This is a genomic window from Georgenia halophila, from assembly GCF_039541595.1.
In genome coordinates, this window is sequence record NZ_BAABGN010000013.1 from 32074 (window position 1) to 52122 (window position 20049).

The following is a 20049-nucleotide window of genomic DNA, read 5'->3' on the forward strand; positions in this document are numbered from 1 at the left end:
GCCCTGGCACACCCAGGTAGGCGGCGGCCTGGGTCGGCAGGCTCGCCGCCTCGAGGCTGGAGCGACCGACCTCGAAAGGAACACCATGAACGAGCAAGACGGCCAGAACAAGATCGTCCTCATCACCGGCGCCTCGAGCGGGATCGGGCGTGCGACGGCCGAGCGCCTCGCGGCCGACGGCCACACGGTGGTGCTGGGAGCCCGCCGCACCGACCGCCTGGCCGACGTGGTCTCGGCGATCGGGCGGGCCGGCGGTCGGGCGTCGGCGCGACGCCTCGACGTGACGGACGCCCAAGACGTGCAGGCCTTCGTCGACGCCGCCGTCGCCGAGCACGGACGGGTGGACGTGCTCGTCAACAACGCCGGCATCATGCCGCTCTCCCCGCTCGCGGAGCGTCACGTGGAGGAGTGGGACCGGATGATCGACGTGAACGTGCGCGGGCTGCTGCACGGCATCGCGGCAACGGTGCCGGTCATGCGGGACCAGGGCGGCGGGCACGTCGTCACCGTTGCCTCGATCGGCGCGCACGAGGTGTCGCCGACGGCGAGCGTGTACTGCGCGACGAAGTTCGCCGCGTGGGCGGTCACCGAAGGGCTCCGACTGGAGAGCGACCCCTCGCTGCGGGTGACGACGGTCAGCCCCGGCGTCGTCGAGTCCGAGCTCGCGGACTCGATCACCCACGACGAGACCCGCTCCGTGATGGCTGCCTACCGGGCGCACACCATCGCGCCGGAAGCGATCGCCCGGGCGATCTCCTACGCGATCGCCGAGCCGGCCGACGTCGACGTCAACGAGGTGATCGTCCGCCCGGCCGCACAGCGGTGACACCGTCGTGGGCTGCGCCGTCCGCGCCGAGACGGCCGGGCGGCGCACCACCGGGCTGGCTAGGGTGGCGAGCATGCGCATCGCACGTTTCATCACCGGCGAGAACCCGCAGTACGGCATCCTCGACGAGGAGGCGGAGGACCTCATCGCCCTGCGCGGCGACCCCATCTACGGCGGCCTCGACACCACGGGCCAGCGTGTGCCGCTGGACGAGGTGCGTCTCCTCTCGCCGGTGATCCCGCGCTCGAAGGTGATCGGTATCGGCCGCAACTACGCCGAGCACGCCACCGAGCTCGGGAACGAGGTGCCGGAGGAGCCCTTGGTGTTCCTCAAGCCGAACACCTCCGTCGTCGGCCCGGACGACCCGATCGTCCTGCCCGCCTGGACGAACGAGGTCCATCACGAGGCCGAGCTCGCCGTCGTCATCTCGCGGCTGTGCAAGTTCGTGCCCGCCGAGAAGGCCGACGACGTGATCTTCGGCTACACCGCCGCCAACGACGTCACCGCGCGGGACGTCCAGGCCACGGACGGCCAGTGGACGCGTGCCAAGGGTTTCGACACCTCCTGCCCGATCGGCCCGTACCTGGCCCTCGACCTCGACATCTCCGACCTGGCGGTGCGCGCCCGGGTCGACGGCGAGCTCCGCCAGGACGGGCGCACCTCCCAGCTCGTCCGGTCCGTGCCCGAGCTGGTCGCCTACGTCTCCTCGATCTTCACCCTGCTGCCCGGTGACGTGATCCTGACCGGCACGCCCGCCGGCGTCGGCCCGATCGACGTCGGCCAGCGGGTCGAGATCGAGGTCGAGGGCATCGGGTCGTTCTCCAACCCGGTGCTCCGGCGCGACTGACCCGCGCCGTAGACTTGCCCGCGATCATGAGCGACAACCCCGGCGCCGCGACCGCCGCCCCCACGACCGCGAGCGACTCCGCCGGCCCCGCCGTGCGCGTGCGCTTCTGCCCCTCGCCGACCGGCACCCCGCACGTCGGCCTCATCCGCACCGCGCTGTACAACTGGGCGCACGCCCGGCACACCGGCGGCAGGTTCGTCTTCCGCATCGAGGACACGGACACCGCCCGGGACTCGGAGGAGAGCTACCGCGAGCTGCTGGACGCGCTGGACTGGCTCGGGCTCGACTGGGACGAGGGAGTCGAGGTCGGCGGGCCGCACGGACCCTACCGCCAGTCCGAGCGCATGGACATCTACCGCCAGGTCGCCGACAAGCTCCTCGCGGGCGGCTACGCGTACGAGTCCTTCTCCACTCCGGAGGAGGTCGAGGCACGTCACCGCGCCGCCGGGCGTGACCCGAAGCTCGGCTACGACGGCTACGACCGCGACCTCACCGACGAGCAGAAGGCCGCCTTCCGCGACGAGGGGCGCGAGCCGGTGCTGCGCGTGCGCATGCCGGACGAGGACGTGAGCTTCACCGACCTCGTGCGCGGAGAGGTGAGCTTCAGGGCCGGCTCCATCCCGGACTTCGTCATCGTCCGCGGCAACGGGCAGCCGCTCTACACGCTGACCAACCCGGTCGACGACGCACTGATGGGCATCACGCACGTCCTGCGCGGCGAGGACCTGCTCTCCTCCACCCCCCGCCAGATCGCGCTCTACCGGGCGCTGCTGGAGATCGGTATCGCCCAGGTGGTGCCGGTGTTCGCGCACCTGCCGATGGTGCTGGGGGAGGGCAGCAAGAAGCTGTCCAAGCGCGCTCCGGAGTCGAATCTCTTCATCCACCGCGAGCGGGGCTTCACGCCGGAGGGACTGCTCAACTACCTCGCGCTGCTGGGCTGGGGCATCTCGCCGGACAATGACATCTTCACCAAGGAGGAGATGGTCGCGGCCTTCGATGTCGCGGACGTCAACCCCAACCCGGCCCGCTTCGACCTCAAGAAGGCCGAGGCCATCAACGGGGCCCACGTGCGCCTCCTCGCGCCGGAGGACTTCCGCGCGCGGCTGGTTCCGTACCTGCACGCCGCGGACGTGGTCTCGACGCCGAGCTGGGGCGACCTGGGGAAGCCGGACCAGGAGATCCTGGAAAAGGCCGCGCCGCTCGTCCAGGAGCGGATGACGCTGCTCGGCGAGGCGCCGGGCATGCTCGGGTTCCTCTTCGCCACCGACGACCAGCTCGTCCTCGAGGAGGATGCAGTCGCCGCCCTGCGACCCGAGGCGGCCGACGTCCTCGACGCGGCGCTCGCGGTGCTCGAGCCGATGGACGAGTTCACCACCGAGTCCGTCGAGAGCGCACTGCGGGCCGCCATCGTCGAGGGCATGGGCATCAAGCCGCGGCACGCCTTCACACCGCTCCGGGTGGCCGTGACCGGCCGTCGGGTCTCGCCGCCGCTGTTCGAGTCGATGGAGATTCTCGGCGCCGAGTCCGCGATCGCTCGGCTGCGCGCCTTGCGAGCACGGCTCGCCGAGTCGGCCTGAGGTCCCCGACGGCGGGACGGTGCCGGCCCGCCGGTATGGCTCGCCGGTACGCGGCTACGGCTGGCGGGGGCTTCCTGCCGACAACCCGGTCGCCGTCGTGCCGTGCAGCGTGACGCCGTCGACGAACCTGGACCACACGGCCTCGTCGATCCCGCCCGTCGGGCAGATGTGGACGATGCCGACGAGCACCCCGTCGTCCGCCGAGGCCCGCAGCATCAGCCGCACGTCCAGCTCCTGCGGGCCCGAGGCGGCCGTGAAGGACACCTCCGTGGCGGCGAGCGGGCCGGCGCCGGTCGAGATGGTGCCGCGCTGCCGGTCGGCCTCGCCGGTCGCCCCGAGCGAGGACATCACGTTCTCGATTGCGGTGCGGGTATAGGCGGCGTCGTCGGCCACCTGGTCGGGGAGGCGCTCGTGACCGAGCTGCAGGACGCAGCCCGCATCCGGGTTCTTCAGCTCCACGACCGTCTCGGCAGGCGGTTCGTCCGAGAGCGAGTACCCGTCGACCTGCGGGTAGTCCCACGCGATCGTCGGACGGGTCGTCGCTTCCTCGGCCCGCTCGGTGTCGGACGCCACAGTGCCGGGCCTGGTGCTGATCGGCTCGTCCGGCGTGCTGTCCGTGCACCCGCCGAGCAGGATCGCGCCCGCGAAGGAGCCGGACGCCAGCAACCACGCGGCGCGACGTGACCTGGCAGGGCGTGGCATGTGCGGCGGGTTCTCCGGCGTCCGGGGAGGTGACGACGGTGAACCTACCCGATCACCGCGCTCGGCCCGGCATCCGGCCGCTCGGCCGGGTGCTGGCGGACGCGGGTCCGTGAGAACTGTCACGACAGGGCGCATCGGCTTGGTGCGGACCGCCCCCTCGGGTATCTTCTTCGTCGGTACAACCCCCGCCCCGCACCTGCGGAGTCACGGAGGTTTTACCCCCATGGGGTATGGTGTAATCGGCAGCACGACTGATTCTGGTTCAGTTAGTCTAGGTTCGAGTCCTGGTACCCCAGCGGTTTGAGCAGGCCTGCGACGTCGGGTAGGCTCAACCAGGCAAAATTGCCAAGAGGGCCCCGTCGTCTAGCGGCCTAGGACACCGCCCTCTCAAGGCGGCGGCGCCGGTTCGAATCCGGTCGGGGCTACACGATAAGCGCCTCTCACCTGCGGAAACGTCGGTGGGAGGCGTTTTTTCGTCTCACCGGACGGCCGGCCTCACGGGACGGCCGGCTCCGGGCGGTGCACTCCACGAGGCCGGTAGACGAGCGCGTCGCTCACCCCCGCCAGGTCGGCCAGGAGCCAGACGACCGCCAGCCACATCTCCGTGCCCTGCAGGCCGGGAACGCCCGACGGCGAGCCCGCCGCGCTCCGGCCGGGCCGGAAGGCGAATCCCCGGTCGGTCCAGTGCTCGAGCGCGTCGCGCAGCAGGCGTTCGGCCAGCGCGACGCACTCCTGCCGGCGGTACCCCGTTCCCTGCGTCAACCAGAGCGGGTGGGCGATGTCGAGGATGTTGCACGCGTTCTGCTGCTGAGGCGCCGTCACCCGAGGGTCGCGCGCGTGCCTCAGCACCGTGTCGATCACCCGTTCCGGGTACGGGACCGGGAGGCCGAGCTGGGCGAACGTGCCCCGGGACGCCCGGTAGAAGCCGTTGACGAGCTGGACGAGACCGTCGTCGGGCCGAGAGCGGCCCCACATGCCCGTCTGCGGGTCGGCGTGCGTGAGCAACCAACCGAGCAAAGTCTCGCCGACTCCGGAGTCGTCGGGCACACCGAGCGTGGCGTTCCAGTGCAGGGCCGTGCCGAGGACGTCGACCCAGTGCCCGGCGCCCCAGGCGTTCGTCTCCCACGGTTGTGCCTCGAGGCCGGCGAGGACGCCGGCCGCGTCCGCCTCGGCGACCACCCGTACGGGGTGCCGGAAGGCACTGCCGAGGAGGTCGAGGGCATAGCCGACGCACAGCACGTGGTAGGCGGCGTCCGGGTCGAAGAGCACGGGAGCGGGCCGGCGCTGACCGTCTCCGGGCGCGAGCGGACCGACCATGCCCGTCTCGGCGTCCTGCCAGCCGCGCAACCGGAGGAGCTGGTCCCGCGCGGGCAGCTGGTCCGGCGCCCGTGCGAGCAGCAGGTCGGCGATCTCGACCGCGTCGCACTGCGCCCGGACGGTGGGTGGCTCGCCCGGCCGGTCCACGAACAGGCCACCGTCGCCGAGGTCGGGAGCGCCGACAGAGTCGGGATCGGCGTCGAAGCACCGGTCGAGGATCTCCTCGGCTCGCCCGCGCGCGTCGTCGGCGAAGGCACCGACCGCCGTCGCGAGATCGTCGGTGGGCGACGCAGGCCCCGTCGGCACGGCTGACGCTGACGGCGCCGTCGCGGCGAGCTCCGGCACGCGCCACTTCAGGACCCTGGCGGGATTCCCGCCGACGACGGCACCGCCGGGCACGTCCCTGGTCACCACCGCACCCGCGGCGACGACCGACCTGTCACCGACCGTCACGCCGTCGAGCACGACGGCGTTGGAGCCGATCCACACGTCGTGACCGATGCGGATGCCGCGCACGCTGAGTGGCTGGCGATGGACCTCGGCCGCCGGGTCCGTGATCGTGTGGTTGAAGGCGAGCACGGACGTGTGCGCCCCGATCCGCACGGCGTCTCCGAGTGCGACGTCACCGCGCACGACCGAGTAGGCGTTCACGGTGCAGTCCCGGCCGGCGCGCAGGGAGCCCGTGAGGTATGCGCCCGCGGCCACGTAGCTTCGCGGTCCGACGGAGAGCTCCTCGTTCTGCACGGACGCCAGCTCCGAGAAGAAGCAGCGCTCGGCGATCTCGTATCCCCGGCGAGTCAGCCTGCGCTGGAGCTCGAGCTGGTGTGCGCGCTCGTCGTCGGTGGCCTCGTTCCAGAAGGCCCAGGGCGAGTAGTCGAAATGGTTGTCGTTCACGGGGACGATCCTTCCGCACCGGACGTCATCAACGCGTCACCCGGGCGGCTCTCCGGTGGCCGGCGGGGTGGTGGTCGGCGTCGTGGCGGCTGGTCGATCCCGTCAACGGCACGCATCGTCCCGGTCTGACGACGGTACATCCCGCAACCGACCGACAGTGTTGTGCTTGGTCAGGCCGTGTACCTCGAGCATCCGCAACTGCCCTCTTCACCGTCGCCCGTGGCGCGTTGCCGGCGGGTGCTGGGGTCCTTCACCGTGCGCGGTCCCGCACGAACAGGACAAAAGCGTTCAACTCCGAGCGATATCGGCTGTCGGCACGCCTGGCCCAAGGCGTGCCGACAGGTCTGGCCAGCAGGCCCGCCGGCGGAGGCGCGCTCAGGCCTTCGGTGCTCTGGAGCTTCTGGACGCCCCGGACTTCCCGTCAGCAGCAGTCGCAGCGGTTGCTTCCGTTGCGCCGCACGACTCGCGGACGGTGAGCTGGGGCAGCAGCTGGACGTGGCGAGGGGCTCCGGGCTGGTCGGGAGAGCCGACCCGGCCGGCCATCAGCCGCAGCGACTCGCGGCCCAGCTCGCGCCGGGGCGGTGTCACCGCGGTGAGCGGCACGGCGGCGTGCTCGGCGATCACGTCGTCGTAGGAGATGACGGCCAGATCCTCGGGGACGCGCAAGCCCCGCAGGTGCGCGATCTCCACGATCTGGGTGGCGTGAAAGTCCGAGTGGGCGAGGACCGCGTGGATCCGGCGCTCGAGGCAGCTCTCGATCAGCTCATCGACCGCCCGGCCGAGGGCCGCCGTGTCCTCCTCGTCCTCCGTGCCGTTCGGCAGGATCGCCACCGGACCCGGCTCGAGTCCCAGGTGGTCGACGGCCTCCTCGTAGCCGGCACGGACCCAGCGTGCCGTGGGCGTCCCGTCGAAGATGGCCAACGCGATGCGTCGGTGGCCGAGCCGGACGAAATGGTCGACCGCGAGCAGGGCACCGTGCATGTGGTCGGTGCGGACGCTGTCGAGCTCACGCACGAGCCGGCTGTCGTCGACGCGGCGTTCCATCAGCACGACCGGGACGGGGATGGACTCGAGCCATGCCGCCAGGTCGTCCGGTTGGTCACGATCGATCGTCGGCGTGAGTACGAGCCCCTCGGCGCCGAGCGCGAGCAGCCGTTCCACCCGGGCCCGTTCCACGTCCGGCCGGTAGTTCGAGAACCCGAGCACCAGTCGCGTGCGTAGTCGCGGTGCGACTGCCTCCATGCCGGCCAGCACCTCGGGGTAGTAGAAGGTCGCCGACGGGACCACTACGCCGATCAGGGTCCGGGCGGCGCTCGGCTTGCTGGTGGCGCTGCGCACCGGGAGGGCGCCGCCGTGGACCTGCGCGAGCAGACCCTTCGCGTCGAGCTCCGAGATGTCGCGGCGGACCGTGACCTGGGAGACGCCGAGGTCGTCGGCGACAGCGCTGGCTCGGATGCTCCCGTGCAGCTCGAGCTGGCGGAGCAGGTACTCATGTCGTGCGCGGGGCAGCATGACGGCCCTCCCGGACCTCGTTGGCGGGCGCTGACGCGGTGCAGCCTAGCGAAATTTGATCGGACAAGTCGTTTTGTGTCCGCTTTGACCGTTCGGGCTTCGTCACCGGCCCACAATGACCGCGTGACAGATCAGCGCAGCGATGCCGCCACCGCAGCACCGCCCAGAGCCGGACGTAGCGGATCGTCGACGAGGCCTCGTGCGGTTCTCGCCATGCGGCCCGCGCAGCTTCGCGAGTCCCTGTTCGGGCCGGCGTCCCTGGAACGACTCGGCGGTGTCGCCGATCTCGACGGGCACGTCGTGACGGACCTGGACGACCCCGCTTCCCGTGCTGCGCTGGCCGACGCCGAGCTGCTCATCACCGGCTGGGGCTCACCCCGGATCGATGCGTCCGTCCTCGAGGCCGCGCCGGGCCTGCGAGTGGTGATCCACAGCGCGGGGACGGTGAAGGGCCTGGTGGACCCGGTCGTGTGGGAGCGAGGCGTGCGCGTGTCGAGCGCTGCCGCGGCGAACGCGCAGCCCGTCGCGGAGTACACGGTCGCGATGATCACCCTCGCCGGCAAGCGCGTCCTCCAGGCGGCCGCGGAGCTGCGCCACCAACAGGGCAGCAACGGCTGGCAGCTTCGCCAGGACGTGGGCAACTACGGCAGGACCGTCGGCATCGTCGGCGCGTCCCGCACCGGCAGGCGGGTCATGGACATGCTGGCTCCGTACGACGTCGACATCGCCGTCTACGACCCGTTCCTCTCGGACGCGGAGGCGGCCAGGTGGGGCGCGCGGGTCACCTCGCTGGTCGAGCTCGCCGCCCGCTGCGACATCGTCTCGCTGCACGCGCCCGCGCTGGCGTCGACGAGACACATGTTCGGCGCGACCGAGCTGGCCGCCATGCGCGACGGGGCGACCTTGATCAACACGGCGCGTGGCTCGCTCGTCGACCACGACGCGCTGCTCGCGCAGCTCGACCGGCGGCCGCTGTACGCAATCCTCGACGTGACCGAGCCCGAACCGCTCGCGGCCGGGCATCCGCTCTACGACCATCCCCGGGCATTCCTGACGCCGCACATTGCGGGTTCGCTCGGCAACGAGCTGCAACGGCTCGGGGACAGCGTGCTGAACGAGGCCGAACGCTATGCCGGCGGTCTTCCGCTCAGGCACGAGGTCAGGCTCGCCGACCTGCCGACCATGGCGTAGCCGGAGTGGGAGGACTCAGCCCTCGTCCGTGCGCTTGAGGAACTCGGTGAGCCGGTTGGCCGCGGCGACCACGGCGGCGCCGTGCATCCGGCCCGGCTGACGTCCCATCCGCTCGACCGGCCCCGAGACCGAGACCGCGGCCAGCACCCGGCCGGAAGGCCCGCGCACGGGCGCGGAGATCGAGGCGACGCCGGGCTCACGCTCGCCCACGGACTGCGCCCATCCGCGGCGGCGGACCGCCGAGAGCATCGTCGCGGTGAAGCTCGCGCCGTGCAGCCCGCGGTGCAGGCGGTCGGGCTCTTCCCAGGCCAGCAGGATCTGCGCGGCGGAGCCGGCCGCCATCGTCAGCGTCGCTCCCACCGGGATGGAGTCCCGCAGGCCCACCTGGCGCTCGGAGGCGGCCACGCAGATGCGCTGGTCCCCCTGACGGCGGTAGAGCTGCGCGCTCTCGTTCGTGTGGTCGCGCAGCGCCTGCAGCACGGGCCCGGCGGCGCTCAGCAGGCGGTCCTCGCCGGCCGCCGAGGCCAGCTCCGCCAGCCGCGGGCCGAGGATGAACCGGCCCTGCATGTCCCGAGCCACCAGGCGGTGGTGCTCCAGCGCCACGGCGAGCCGGTGCGCCGTCGGGCGAGCAAGGTGCGTGGCGCTCACGAGCTGGGCGAGGGTGGCGGGCCCCGCTTCCAGAGCGCCGAGAACTGTCGCGGCCTTGTCAAGGACGCCGACTCCGCTAGAGTTGTCCATGAGGCGATATTGTCATCTCAGCCAATGAGATGCAAGCGAGACAGACGAGCGAGTACGGACGAGCAGGAGGCCGGCCCCGGAGGCCGAGCCGAGGAGAGAGTAAGTCAGATGAGCGGAACGCTGGCCGAGAAGGTCTGGAACGCGCACGTCGTGCGCAAGGGCAGCGACGGCGCTCCGGACCTGCTGTACATCGACCTGCACCTGGTGCACGAGGTCACGAGCCCACAGGCCTTCGAGGGGCTGCGTCTGGCGGGGCGGACGGTTCGCCGCCCGGACCTGACGATCGCCACCGAGGACCACAACACCCCCACGCTGGACATCGACCGCCCCATCGCGGACCCGACCAGCCGGACCCAGATCCAGACCCTGCGCACGAACGCCGAGGAGTTCGGCATCCGGCTCCACTCCCTGGGTGACGCCGACCAGGGCATCGTCCACGTCGTCGGTCCGCAGCTCGGACTGACGATGCCGGGCCTGACGGTGGTGTGCGGCGACTCCCACACCTCTACCCACGGCGCCTTCGGTGCGCTCGCGTTCGGCATCGGCACCTCCGAGGTCGAGCACGTGCTCGCCACCCAGACGCTGCCGGTGACGCCGTTCAAGACGATGGCGATCAACGTCGACGGCGCCCTGAAGGAGGGCACCACCGCCAAGGACATCATCCTGGCGGTCATCGCCAAGATCGGAACCGGCGGCGGCCAGGGCTACGTGCTGGAGTATCGCGGCGAAGCCATCCGGAGCCTGTCGATGGAGGCGCGGATGACCATCTGCAACATGTCCATCGAGGCCGGTGCGCGCGCGGGCATGATCGCCCCGGACGAGACCACGTTCGCCTACCTCGAGGGCCGCCCGCACGCGCCCGAGGGTGCGGACTTCGGCGCCGCCGTCGAGTACTGGAAGACCCTGCGCAGCGACGAGGACGCCGTCTTCGACACCGAGGTCCACCTGGACGCGAACGACCTCGAGCCGTTCGTCACCTGGGGCACCAACCCCGGTCAGGGCCTGCCGCTCTCGGGCCGCGTGCCCGACCCCGTCGACATCGCCGACGAGTCCGCCCGCAAGGCCGCCGAGCGTGCCCTGGAGTACATGGCGCTCACCCCCGGCACCCCGCTGCGGGAGATCGCGGTCGACACCGTGTTCATCGGGTCGTGCACCAACGGCCGGATCGAGGACCTGCGCGCCGTCGCCGAGATCATCGAGGGCCGGAAGAAGCACGACGACGTCACCGTCCTCGTCGTGCCCGGCTCGGCGCGCGTCCGCCTCCAGGCCGAGGCCGAGGGCCTGGACCGGATCTTCCTCGACTTCGGCGCCGAGTGGCGCAACGCCGGCTGCTCCATGTGCCTCGGCATGAACCCCGACCAGCTCAAGCCGGGGGAACGGGCCGCCTCGACGTCGAACCGCAACTTCGAGGGCCGGCAGGGCAAGGGTGGACGCACCCACCTCGTGTCCCCGCTCGTCGCCGCGGCGACGGCGGTGCGCGGCACCCTGTCCGCCCCGTCCGACCTGGAGCCGGCGCGCGAGCCGGCTCTCGCCTGAAGCGCCGAGGAGAACCGTCGTGGAGAAGTTCACCCAGCACACCGGCGTCGGTGTCCCGCTGCGCCGCAGCAACGTCGACACCGACCAGATCATCCCGGCCGTCTACCTCAAGCGGGTCACCCGCACCGGGTTCGAGGACGCGCTGTTCGCCGCCTGGCGCGGCGACGAGGACTTCGTCCTCAACCAGTCCGCGTACTCGGGCGGCTCCGTCCTGGTCGCCGGCTCCGACTTCGGCACCGGGTCCTCCCGCGAGCACGCCGTGTGGGCACTGAAGGACTACGGCTTCAAGGTGGTGCTCTCGCCGAAGTTCGCGGACATCTTCCGCAGCAACGCCGGCAAGCAGGGCCTCGTGGCCGGAGCCATCAGCCAGGAGGACGCCGAGATGCTGTGGAAGGTGCTGGAGACGTCCCCCGGCACGGAGGTGACCGTCGACCTCGAGCAGCGCACCGTCGTCGCGGGGGACGTGCACTGCACGTTCGACATCGACGACTACACCCGCTGGCGTCTCATCGAGGGCTTCGACGACATCGGCCTGACGCTGCAGAGCGCGGACGATATCGCCGCGTACGAGGCCACGCGGTCGAGCTGGCGGCCGAAGACCCTGCCGGCCAAGCATCTGGCGCCCGTGAACATCATGGCCGCCCGTCCGGTCGGGGTCGACGGTGAAGGGCTGCCCGCGAACGCGGACGCACCCCTGAGCTGACCGCAGCGGCGACTCGTCGTCGTCCCTGACCAGCCGGGACGCGTGGCCGGCGGCGGCCGTGTCCGAGGCGACACGTGCACCTGCCCAGGCTGCCGAGCCGGCGACCGTATCCTGGCCGGGCGCGGACCCGGCCGGGTCCGCGACCAGACGCCCCGGCACCGGCCGGGCGGGTGAGGTGTGTATGGACGGGCTGCTGACGGTCGAGGGTGGCACGCCGCTGAGCGGCGAGATCACCGTACGAGGAGCCAAGAACTTCGTCTCCAAGGCGATGGTCGCCTCCCTCCTGGGGCAGACGCCGTCGCGGCTGTCGAACGTCCCGGTCATCCGGGACGTCGACGTGGTCGCCGATCTGCTGCGGCTGCACGGGGTGACGGTCGACCACGACACCGAGGCCGGTGTGCTGCACCTCGACCCGAGCGAGGTCGAGTCCGCGCACGTGGCCGACATCGACGCCTACGCGGGGTCCTCGCGTATCCCGATCCTCTTCTGCGGACCGCTGCTGCACCGCCTGGGCGAGGCCTTCATCCCCGACCTGGGCGGCTGCCGCATCGGCGACCGGCCGATCGACTACCACCTCGACATCCTGCGCAGCTTCGGTGCCGTTGTGGACAAGGGCAGCCAGGGGATCCAGATCTCCGCCCCGCGCGGCCTGCGCGGCACCGTGATCGAGCTGCCGTACCCCTCCGTCGGCGCGACCGAGCAGACCCTGCTCACCGCCGTGCGCGCCAAGGGTCTGACCGAGCTGCGCAACGCCGCCATCGAGCCCGAGATCACCGATCTCATCGCCGTCCTGCAGAAGATGGGCGCGCTCATCTCCGTCGACACGGACCGCGTCATCCGCATCGAGGGCGTCGACCACCTCGTGGGGTTCCGGCACACCGCGCTCTCGGACCGCATCGAGGCCGGCTCCTGGGCATCGGCCGCGCTGGCCACCCGGGGCGACATCTTCGTGCGCGGCGCCTCCCAGCCCGACATGATGACGTTCCTCAACACCTTCCGGAAGGTCGGCGGCGCCTTCGACATCCGCGACGACGGCATCCGGTTCTGGCACCCGGGCGGCAACCTCGACGCGATCGTCCTCGAGACCGACGTGCACCCCGGCTTCATGACGGACTGGCAGCAGCCGCTCGTCGTCGCCCTCACCCAGGCGAACGGTCTGTCGATCGTGCACGAGACGGTCTACGAGAACAGGTTCGGCTTCACCGATCCGCTGCGGGGCATGGGCGCCAAGATCCAGATCTACCGCGACTGCCTGGGCGGGCTGTCCTGCCGGTTCGGGCGCCGCAACTTCTTCCACTCCGCCGTCGTCTCCGGCCCGACGCCGCTGCAGGCCGCCGACATCGAGGTGCCGGACCTGCGCGGCGGCTTCTCCCACCTCATCGCGGCGCTCGCGGGTGAGGGCACGTCACGCGTGCGCGGCATCAGCATCATCAACCGGGGCTACGAGAACTTCCTCGGCAAGCTCGAGGCGCTCGACGCGCGGGCGTCGATGGTGGCCATCGCCTGAGCTCGACCGGCGCGATCGGACGCCCGGTCCGCCTCCGACGCTTCCGCGGAAGCGTCCGGCGCCAAAAGTCACGTGCGCCCCGTTGACGGGCGGACCACACTGGTGGCCATGAACGTCGCAGAGCTCCTCATCGAGTCCTACTCCCGCGTCCCGGACGAGGCGGCCCGTGTCCTCGACGGCCTCGACGAGAGCGCACTGACCTACCGGCCCGACGCCGAGGCGAACTCGATCGCCTGGCTGATCTGGCACCTCGCCCGCGGCCAGGACGCCCAGGTGGCCGACGTCGCCGGCACCGAGCAGGCGTGGACGGCGGACGGCTGGGCGGCCCGCATGGGGCTGCCGTTCGACGCGTCCGAGACCGGGTTCGGCCAGACCAGCGCCCAGGTCGCCCAGATCCGGGTCGGTGCGGAGGATCTGCTCGGCTATCTCGACGACGTGCACCACCGTTCGATCGAGTTCCTCGCCACCCTCGCCGAGGAGGACCTCGACCGCGTCGTCGACGACGCCTGGGACCCGCCCGTCACTCTCGGCGTGCGGCTCGTCAGCATCGTCGGTGACGACCTGCAGCACCTCGGCCAGGCCGCGTACGTGCGCGGCCTGATCGAGCGGATGTGACCGAAGCCCAGCACGGCGGCCGGGAGCGTCCGCCACCGGGAGCGGTGCGTCGGGAGTGGCCGGTCGAGGTTCTCCTCGCGGGCGCCCTCGCCGTCGTCCTCCTGCCCAGCTCGCTGGCGACCGCCCCGGGGACGAACGGCGCGTGGTGGCCGGTCACGACGGCCGCGCTCGTCGTCGCCCACCTCAGCGTGCTGCTGCGGCGCCACCCTGCGGGGCTCGCGCTGTGCTCGGCGGCGATGGCGGTGCTGGTCGCCGTCCCCGGGCTGGGGCCCGTCTCGTCCGAGACCGGCTCGTTCGGCCCGTTCCCGGCCATCCTGCTGCCCAGCTCGCTGGTCTTCCTGGTGGTGCTGTACTCCGTCGCCGCGCACGCGCCGCGCCCCTGGCCGACCGTCGGGCTGGTCCTCGGGCTGTCCGGGGCGGTGCTCACCGCGGTCCGGCTCTGGTTCTCCCCGGTGTGGCCGGCTCCCGGTCTCGGCGGCTTCGACCCGACGACGCTGGTCGCCCGCAGCGCCGTGCTCGGCGTGCTGGCCGCCCTCGTGCTGGCTGCATGGGCGCTCGGGCGGTACCGCAGCGTCCGGGTCGCGTACCTGGCGCAGCTCGAGGACCGGGCGGTGCGCGCCGAGGCCGACCGGGAGCGGCACGCCGCCCGGGTCGCCGCCGAGGAACGCACCCGCATCGCCCGGGAGATGCACGACGTCGTGGCGCACGCGCTCGCGGTCATCGTCCGCCAGGCCGAGGGCGGCCGGCTCGCCGGCGAGCGGGAGCCCGCCGTCGCGCTGAGCACCCTGGACACCGTGGCCCGAACCGGTCGGGAGGCGCTCGACGACACTCGCTCCGTCCTCGGCCGGCTGCGCGGCGACGGCGCCGACGGTGAGGCTCAGCGTGGCGCCGAGGACGTGCCGGTCCTGGTGGCGGGGGTCGAGGAGGCCGGCCTGCCCGTCCACCTCGAGATCGCCGGGACACCCGCGGGGCTCTCACGGACCGCGTCGCTGGCGGTCTACCGCGTGGTGCAGGAGTCGCTGACGAACGTGGTCAAGCACGCCGGGACCGGCGCGCGGGCCGAGGTCCGTATCGCCTACGCCCGCGGCGGCGCCGACGTCGCCGTCCGGGACTTCGGTGGTGCGGCCGAAGACGTTTCGTCGACCGGTGCCGCCGGGCACGGGCTGCTCGGCATGCGCGAGCGGGTCACCCTCGAAGGCGGGAACCTGGCCACCGGTCCGGCCGACGACGGACAGCCAGGTTTCGTCGTGCGCGCGTCGATACCCTCGGGTGCCGACCGACGCCGGCGGAACGAGCAGGAGGACGACTCATGATTCGAGTGGGTCTGGTCGACGACCAGGAGCTGGTCCGCACCGGGCTCGCCATGGTCGTCGACTCCCAGGAGGACATGCGGGTGATCGGGCAGGCCGCGGACGGTGCGGCCGCGCTCGACCTCGTCGCCACCACACCCTGCGACGTGGTCCTCATGGACGTGCGCATGCCGGGCCTGGACGGCGTGAGCGCCACCCGCCGGATCCTCGAGCGCCACCCCGACGGGCCGCGGGTCATCGTGCTGACCACCTACGACCTCGACGACTACGCCTACGCCGCGCTCAAGGCGGGTGCCGGCGGCTTCCTGCTGAAGGACGCCCCGGCCGCCGAGGTCCTCGCGGCGATCCGGGCCGTGCGCGACGGCGACGCCGTCCTGGCACCCTCGACCACCCGGCGGCTCGTGGAGCGGGTCGTGGAGGACCTGCCCGGCCCACGGGCCGGACCGGACCCGTTCGCCCGGCTCACCGAGCGGGAGCGTGAAGTCCTGCTCGAGGTGGCCACCGGCGCCTCGAACGCGGAGATCGCCCAGCGGCTCTACCTCTCCGAGGCGACCGTCAAGACCCACGTCGGTCGGCTGCTCGGCAAGCTCGGGCTGCGCGACCGGGTCCAGGCGGTGGTGCTCGCCTACGAGAGCGGGCTGGTGCGGCCGGGCCGCTGATCCGTGTCCTCGTCGATGCGGCGCAGCACGTACGCCAGCGTCGCCGCGCCCAGCGCCACGCCCCACAGCGGCCAGAACATCTCGGGCAGCCAGCCCGCGACGTCGTCCATCCCGACGGGGAAGAAGTCGGCGAGTCGACCGTCGATGGCCACCCGGACGAACATCAACCCGGCCGACGTCACCGCGGCGGCCACGGCGCCCGCGGGTACGACGGCGAGCGCCACCGGCACCCGCCGACCACCGACACCGGGGGCCCAGCGGGGGAAGACCGCGCCCCACGGCCGGGTGAGCCCCCACGTGAGGAACGCGCCGAGGACCCCGCCGGTCGCCAGAACCGCGCCGATGCCGGCGATCTGCCGGACGTCCTCGAAGGTCTCCTGGGTGAGGCCGAGCGGGATGCCGAGCGCCCAGGCGTACCGCGTGACGGCGTAACCGAGCGGCACTGCCATGGCGATCCACGTCACCCAGTTACCCCACCGCGCCACCGACTCCGGTCGCGTCCACCCCGGTCGGCCGGTGCTCCGGTAGGCCGCCGTCAGCCTGGCGGCTCCGACGCCGGCCCACGCCACCCCGGCGGCGGTCAGGATCAGCAGGTTCGCCATTCCCCAGTTCATGACCTCGGCGCCCTCCGGCAGCTGCCCGGTGACGGCCAGAACGAGGACCATCGGCGCGTAGCCGAGGCTCTGCAGGACGCGGGAGTCGGGGATGGCGACGGCGAGCACCAGACCGAGCGCGACGGCGACCGTCCCCACGATCCTGTCCGTGCGTGCTGAGCGGTGCCGGCGAGAGATGAACACGGTGAGCACCACGCCGGCGGCTGCCAGCACCGTGAGCGTCGCGGCGCCCGCCGTCGGGCCGAGCATGCCGAGCAGGTTGAGCACCGCCGCCTGGTCGACGGCCGGGTCGGCCGGGTTGCCGCGTGCGCCGGCGAGCCAGCCGATACCGAGGACGAGGTAGACCAAGGACCAGCCGGCAGCGACGGCACGGGCGAGGACCACCCATCGAGAGCGGACCGCGACGCGCTCGGTGGTGGGGCGGGTCATGGCGGCTGATGACGACATGGCAGGCACTCCTGGGTTCCGGACTGCCCGGCGTGGTGCCGGGATCGCGTCCAGCGTCCGGCGAGGCCGGGCTGCCGGTCATCGCCCGCGAGTCGACATCACGTACGCCTCGAGGATGACCCTGGCGGATCTCGGTCACCGGTGCGTGGCCGCCGGTGCACGCGCGCCGGCACGGTCCGCGATCGCGGCAGCAACGTACGCCGCGTCGCGCCCGACGCCGGGCAGCACCATCGAGGAGAACGCGTACTGGTAGGACAGCCCGCAGAAGAACAGTCCCGGGGCGTCCGCCACCACTCCGCGGTACTCCCGCGGCCAGCCGTCCGCGCCGATGATCGGCAGCTCGATCCAGTCGAAGTCCTGCTCGTAACCGGTGCACCACAGGACGTTCGCGACGTCGAGGACGCGTCCGTCGTCGAGCCGGGGCAGCCCGCCCGAGACACCGCTCACCCGCCCGGTGATCCGCTCCACCCCGCGCTCGGCGAGGTGCTTGCGCTTGACCCGCAGCATCGGGGCGCCGTGGTGGCGCACCTTGGGCAGCTCCTTGCGGCCCATCGGGGTGCGCCGGGTCAGCACGTGCTTCCACGCGAAGACGATGACCGGGAGCGCAATCCTGAGGGCCGGGGAGTCCCAGGAGAGCGGGAGCTGCCCGCGGTCCGGGCCGGCGAGGATGGTGCGGCGATCGGCGGCAAGCTCGTACGCGAGGTCACAGCCCGTGTGCGACGCACCGACGACGAGCACCGGGCCGTCCTGGAGCTGGCTCGGGCGGAGGTAACGGCTCGAGTGGAGCTGCAAGATCCCTGGATCGAGATCACCGGCGAAGTCGGGCACGGCCGGCACGCGGCCGAACGATCCGGTGGCGACGACGACGTTGTCGCACGCGATCGTCTCCTCACCGATCGTGGCCGTGTACGTGCCGTCGTCGAGCCGACGGAGGCTCTCGACCCGGGTTCGCAGCCGAACCGGGAGATCCATCTCGACCGCGTACTGCTCGAGGTAATCCGCGACCACGTCCTTGCCCGGGAAGGACCACGGCTCGCCCGGGAACGGCATGCCCGGCAGGGCGTCGTACCGGACCGGGGAGTAGAGCGTGAGCGAGTCCCAGTGGCTCCGCCACCCGTCGCCGACGCGTTCACTGCCGTCGACGACGAGAAAATCACGACCGAGACGCTGGAGGTGGTAGCCGGTGGCGAGGCCGGCCTGTCCGGCCCCGATCACGAGGGTCTCGACATAGGTGTTCATGGTTCCGCTCCTTCTCTGAGGTGAGGCCTCGACGCTAGGAGCGGCGTGGTGCACGCCACATCGGGCACGATGCCCAATCTGCGGGCGGGGGGCAGTGGGTGAGAACACCCATGTCGCTGCAGACGAAGCTCAGACCAAGCGGTGCTCGTAGGCGAAGGCCGCCGCCGCGGTCCGCGACCCGACGTCGAGCTTGGTGAAGATGTTCGACAGGTGCCGTGCGACCGTCTTCTCCGAGAGCACGAGGGCGGCGGCGATCTCCGGGTTGGTCCGGCCCGCCGCCACGAGCCGCAGCACCTCGGCCTCCCGCGGGCTGAGCCCGCCCGGGGGCCGGAGCTCCCCTAGCAGGCCTGCGACGGCGCGCTCGGCCGGCCGGGCACCCAGCGCGGTGAAGGCCTCACGTGCCTGGGTCAGCTCCGCCGTCGCCGACTCCTCGTCGCCGAGCAGGCGCAGGGCGCGACCGATCAGCACACGGGACCGGGCCACCTCGTACGGTGCCGTGAGCCCTTGCCAGGCGGTCAGCGCGGGTCGGCCGGCCGCCAGCGCACCGCCGCCGTCCCCCCTCTCCAGGGCCACCGCGGCGCTTGCGTAACCGGCGGCGCCGTGGAGGGCCGGGCTGCCGAACGCCTCGGCGATACCGCACAGCTCGGTCGCGGCGGCATCGGCCTCGTCGACCGCGGCGTCCGCCAGCAGGATCTCCACCGCGGCCGGCAGCAGCCGGCTACGCCCGATCGGGTCCCTGACCTCGTCGAGCAGACGCCGGACGCTCGCGGCGGCGGGCTCGGTGCCGCCGCGTGCCAGCCGGAGCAGCGCTCGTCCCGGTTGTGCCTCGTCGCCGGCGGCAGCCGCTTCCGCGTAGGCGTGCGCGGCGTCGTCGTAGCGGCCCATGAGGCGCAGGACGTCGCCGCGTTCCCGCTGCGCGAGCCCGACGGCGGGGCCGCCTCCCGTCGCGGCGTACCGCTCCACGGCTCGGCGGAGCTCCTCCAGCGCCTCGGCGTAGGCGCCCTGCAGCCGCATCAGCTGCCCGCGGTGGACCGCGCACTGCCCGGTGTAGGCGACGAGGCCGGGCTGGTCGTCGCACCAGGTGGTCAGGGCGTGCGTCCACTGGCCGGCACGGCCGAAGTCGCTGATCTCCTGGCACGCCTCGACGACGGCGCAGTAGACCTGCCCGGCGGTCACCTCGGACAGGCTGCCGGCCATGACGACGGCCATCGCCTCGTCGAGGATCCGCACGCCTTCCGGGACTCGTCCGGAGTAGATCGCCAGGCGGCCCTCCAATATCAGTCCGAGAGAGAGTATGTCTCGGTCATCGAAACGCCGGCCGTACTCGGTGACCCCGGGAGCAAGCTCGAGGGCGGCTCCCGGTTCGCCGCGCAGGACGTGCCCGAACGCCTCGAGCTCCAGCAGGTAGCCGCGCTCGACGACGTCCTTCTCGACACCGTCGAGGAGGCGCGTGGCGCGGGCCAGCCAGCCGTTGCCGATGGCCGTCTCGCCGCCGGACCAGAGCGCGGTCGTCAGCCAGTACGCCGCCCGGACGGCGCCGAGGACGTCCTCGCGGTCGAGGTAGGCCTGGAACGCCCGCTGTAACGCCTGGACGCTGTCGTTGCGCCGTCCGAGCAGGTACGCCGACGAGGCGAGCGCGACGAAGTCGTCGGGCGAGAGGGCCTCGTCGTCGAGGTCGGACAGGGCGCGGTACGCCGAGACCCACTCCCGGCGCTCGTAGGCCTCGCGGGCCCGGACGAGATCCTCCAGCACGCCCATCTGGCATCCTCTCCGCGTCCGACGATAGTCGGGGAGCGGGCCGGGCGACGGCGGATC

At 72.1% G+C, this 20049-nt stretch carries 17 protein-coding genes and 2 tRNA genes; 12 read left to right on the top strand and 7 right to left on the bottom strand.

Annotated elements, in window-relative coordinates:
• Nucleotides 1-85 precede the first annotated feature (85 nt).
• From ABD907_RS16260 to gltX, 3 genes are all read left to right on the top strand, one after another.
• On the top strand, nucleotides 86-826 hold the full coding sequence (locus tag ABD907_RS16260; protein ID WP_345217430.1) for an SDR family oxidoreductase: 741 nt from the start codon (nucleotides 86-88) through the stop codon (nucleotides 824-826).
• A gap of 73 nt (nucleotides 827-899) precedes the next feature.
• Nucleotides 900-1673 (top strand): fumarylacetoacetate hydrolase family protein, encoded by a 774-nt coding sequence (locus ABD907_RS16265; protein ID WP_345217433.1) that lies wholly within the window; start codon nucleotides 900-902, stop codon nucleotides 1671-1673.
• A gap of 26 nt (nucleotides 1674-1699) precedes the next feature.
• On the top strand, nucleotides 1700-3250 hold the full coding sequence (gene gltX, locus ABD907_RS16270; RefSeq protein WP_345217435.1) for a glutamate--tRNA ligase: 1551 nt from the start codon (nucleotides 1700-1702) through the stop codon (nucleotides 3248-3250).
• A 54-nt stretch (nucleotides 3251-3304) separates the two neighbouring features.
• Here the strand turns inward: gltX and ABD907_RS16275 are convergent, their stop codons facing one another.
• Nucleotides 3305-3952 (bottom strand): hypothetical protein, encoded by a 648-nt coding sequence (locus ABD907_RS16275; RefSeq protein WP_345217437.1) that lies wholly within the window; start codon nucleotides 3950-3952, stop codon nucleotides 3305-3307.
• A 224-nt stretch (nucleotides 3953-4176) separates the two neighbouring features.
• On the opposite strand from ABD907_RS16275, the gene ABD907_RS16280 reads away from it, so the two are divergent.
• Both ABD907_RS16280 and ABD907_RS16285 read left to right on the top strand, forming a co-directional pair.
• A tRNA-Gln gene (locus ABD907_RS16280) sits at nucleotides 4177-4248 on the top strand.
• Nucleotides 4249-4304: 56 nt separating this feature from the next.
• Nucleotides 4305-4377 (top strand) — tRNA-Glu (locus ABD907_RS16285).
• Nucleotides 4378-4447: 70 nt separating this feature from the next.
• Here ABD907_RS16285 and ABD907_RS16290 read toward each other — a convergent pair.
• Nucleotides 4448-6163, bottom strand: a complete 1716-nt coding sequence (locus ABD907_RS16290) for an acyltransferase (protein WP_345217438.1) — start codon at nucleotides 6161-6163, stop codon at nucleotides 4448-4450.
• Nucleotides 6164-6538: 375 nt separating this feature from the next.
• Nucleotides 6539-7675 carry a substrate-binding domain-containing protein gene (locus ABD907_RS16295; RefSeq protein WP_345217440.1) on the bottom strand — a complete coding sequence of 379 codons (1137 nt, stop codon included), beginning with the start codon at nucleotides 7673-7675 and terminating at the stop codon, nucleotides 6539-6541.
• A 213-nt stretch (nucleotides 7676-7888) separates the two neighbouring features.
• Here ABD907_RS16295 and ABD907_RS16300 point away from each other — a divergent pair, with 213 nt between their 5' ends.
• Nucleotides 7889-8866 carry a hydroxyacid dehydrogenase gene (locus tag ABD907_RS16300; RefSeq protein ID WP_345217442.1) on the top strand — a complete coding sequence of 326 codons (978 nt, stop codon included), beginning with the start codon at nucleotides 7889-7891 and terminating at the stop codon, nucleotides 8864-8866.
• Nucleotides 8867-8881: 15 nt separating this feature from the next.
• Here ABD907_RS16300 and ABD907_RS16305 read toward each other — a convergent pair whose 3' ends face one another.
• Nucleotides 8882-9604, bottom strand: coding sequence for an IclR family transcriptional regulator (locus ABD907_RS16305; RefSeq protein ID WP_345217444.1), 723 nt, complete (start codon nucleotides 9602-9604; stop codon nucleotides 8882-8884).
• 108 nt (nucleotides 9605-9712) lie between these two features.
• Here ABD907_RS16305 and leuC point away from each other — a divergent pair, with 108 nt between their 5' ends.
• The 6 genes from leuC to ABD907_RS16335 all read left to right on the top strand — a co-directional run bounded on the left by leuC (nucleotide 9713) and on the right by ABD907_RS16335 (nucleotide 15934).
• Entirely contained in the window at nucleotides 9713-11140 is a 1428-nt protein-coding gene (gene leuC / locus ABD907_RS16310; protein ID WP_345217446.1) for a 3-isopropylmalate dehydratase large subunit, read from the top strand.
• A 19-nt stretch (nucleotides 11141-11159) separates the two neighbouring features.
• Nucleotides 11160-11843 (top strand): 3-isopropylmalate dehydratase small subunit, encoded by a 684-nt coding sequence (leuD, locus tag ABD907_RS16315; protein WP_345217448.1) that lies wholly within the window; start codon nucleotides 11160-11162, stop codon nucleotides 11841-11843.
• A 181-nt stretch (nucleotides 11844-12024) separates the two neighbouring features.
• Nucleotides 12025-13350 (top strand): UDP-N-acetylglucosamine 1-carboxyvinyltransferase, encoded by a 1326-nt coding sequence (gene murA, locus ABD907_RS16320; protein ID WP_345217452.1) that lies wholly within the window; start codon nucleotides 12025-12027, stop codon nucleotides 13348-13350.
• Between the two features lie 108 nt (nucleotides 13351-13458).
• A complete protein-coding gene (locus tag ABD907_RS16325) occupies nucleotides 13459-13965 on the top strand; it encodes a mycothiol transferase (protein ID WP_345217453.1) in 507 nt (168 codons plus the stop codon).
• Complete coding sequence (locus tag ABD907_RS16330) at nucleotides 13962-15278, top strand: sensor histidine kinase (RefSeq protein ID WP_345217455.1); 1317 nt, start codon at nucleotides 13962-13964, stop codon at nucleotides 15276-15278. The genes ABD907_RS16325 and ABD907_RS16330 overlap by 4 nt, the downstream gene beginning before the upstream one ends.
• Nucleotides 15275-15934, top strand: coding sequence for a response regulator (locus ABD907_RS16335; RefSeq protein WP_345217457.1), 660 nt, complete (start codon nucleotides 15275-15277; stop codon nucleotides 15932-15934). The genes ABD907_RS16330 and ABD907_RS16335 overlap by 4 nt, the downstream gene beginning before the upstream one ends.
• Here the strand turns inward: ABD907_RS16335 and ABD907_RS16340 are convergent.
• From ABD907_RS16340 to ABD907_RS16350, 3 genes are all read right to left on the bottom strand, one after another.
• A complete protein-coding gene (locus tag ABD907_RS16340; RefSeq protein ID WP_345217459.1) occupies nucleotides 15901-16995 on the bottom strand; it encodes a hypothetical protein in 1095 nt (364 codons plus the stop codon). The two genes, ABD907_RS16335 and ABD907_RS16340, sit on opposite strands and share 34 nt — an antisense overlap.
• Nucleotides 16996-17130: 135 nt before the next feature.
• The gene (locus ABD907_RS16345) at nucleotides 17131-18234 is read right to left on the bottom strand and encodes a flavin-containing monooxygenase (RefSeq protein ID WP_345217460.1); all 1104 of its coding nucleotides are present in this window, start codon (nucleotides 18232-18234) and stop codon (nucleotides 17131-17133) included.
• A 129-nt stretch (nucleotides 18235-18363) separates the two neighbouring features.
• Nucleotides 18364-19992 carry a LuxR C-terminal-related transcriptional regulator gene (locus ABD907_RS16350; protein ID WP_345217462.1) on the bottom strand — a complete coding sequence of 543 codons (1629 nt, stop codon included), beginning with the start codon at nucleotides 19990-19992 and terminating at the stop codon, nucleotides 18364-18366.
• Nucleotides 19993-20049 lie beyond the last annotated feature (57 nt).

Coding starts and splice junctions, on each gene's coding strand:
- ABD907_RS16340 (WP_345217459.1), bottom strand. CDS start 16,995: ATGTCGTCATCAGCCGCCATGACCCGCCCCACCACCGAGCGCGTCGCG.
- murA (WP_345217452.1), top strand. CDS start 12,025: ATGGACGGGCTGCTGACGGTCGAGGGTGGCACGCCGCTGAGCGGCGAG.
- gltX (WP_345217435.1), top strand. CDS start 1,700: ATGAGCGACAACCCCGGCGCCGCGACCGCCGCCCCCACGACCGCGAGC.
- ABD907_RS16260 (WP_345217430.1), top strand. CDS start 86: ATGAACGAGCAAGACGGCCAGAACAAGATCGTCCTCATCACCGGCGCC.
- ABD907_RS16345 (WP_345217460.1), bottom strand. CDS start 18,234: ATGAACACCTATGTCGAGACCCTCGTGATCGGGGCCGGACAGGCCGGC.
- ABD907_RS16265 (WP_345217433.1), top strand. CDS start 900: ATGCGCATCGCACGTTTCATCACCGGCGAGAACCCGCAGTACGGCATC.
- ABD907_RS16305 (WP_345217444.1), bottom strand. CDS start 9,604: ATGGACAACTCTAGCGGAGTCGGCGTCCTTGACAAGGCCGCGACAGTT.
- ABD907_RS16335 (WP_345217457.1), top strand. CDS start 15,275: ATGATTCGAGTGGGTCTGGTCGACGACCAGGAGCTGGTCCGCACCGGG.
- ABD907_RS16350 (WP_345217462.1), bottom strand. CDS start 19,992: ATGGGCGTGCTGGAGGATCTCGTCCGGGCCCGCGAGGCCTACGAGCGC.
- ABD907_RS16325 (WP_345217453.1), top strand. CDS start 13,459: ATGAACGTCGCAGAGCTCCTCATCGAGTCCTACTCCCGCGTCCCGGAC.
- leuC (WP_345217446.1), top strand. CDS start 9,713: ATGAGCGGAACGCTGGCCGAGAAGGTCTGGAACGCGCACGTCGTGCGC.
- ABD907_RS16275 (WP_345217437.1), bottom strand. CDS start 3,952: ATGCCACGCCCTGCCAGGTCACGTCGCGCCGCGTGGTTGCTGGCGTCC.
- ABD907_RS16295 (WP_345217440.1), bottom strand. CDS start 7,675: ATGCTGCCCCGCGCACGACATGAGTACCTGCTCCGCCAGCTCGAGCTG.
- ABD907_RS16300 (WP_345217442.1), top strand. CDS start 7,889: ATGCGGCCCGCGCAGCTTCGCGAGTCCCTGTTCGGGCCGGCGTCCCTG.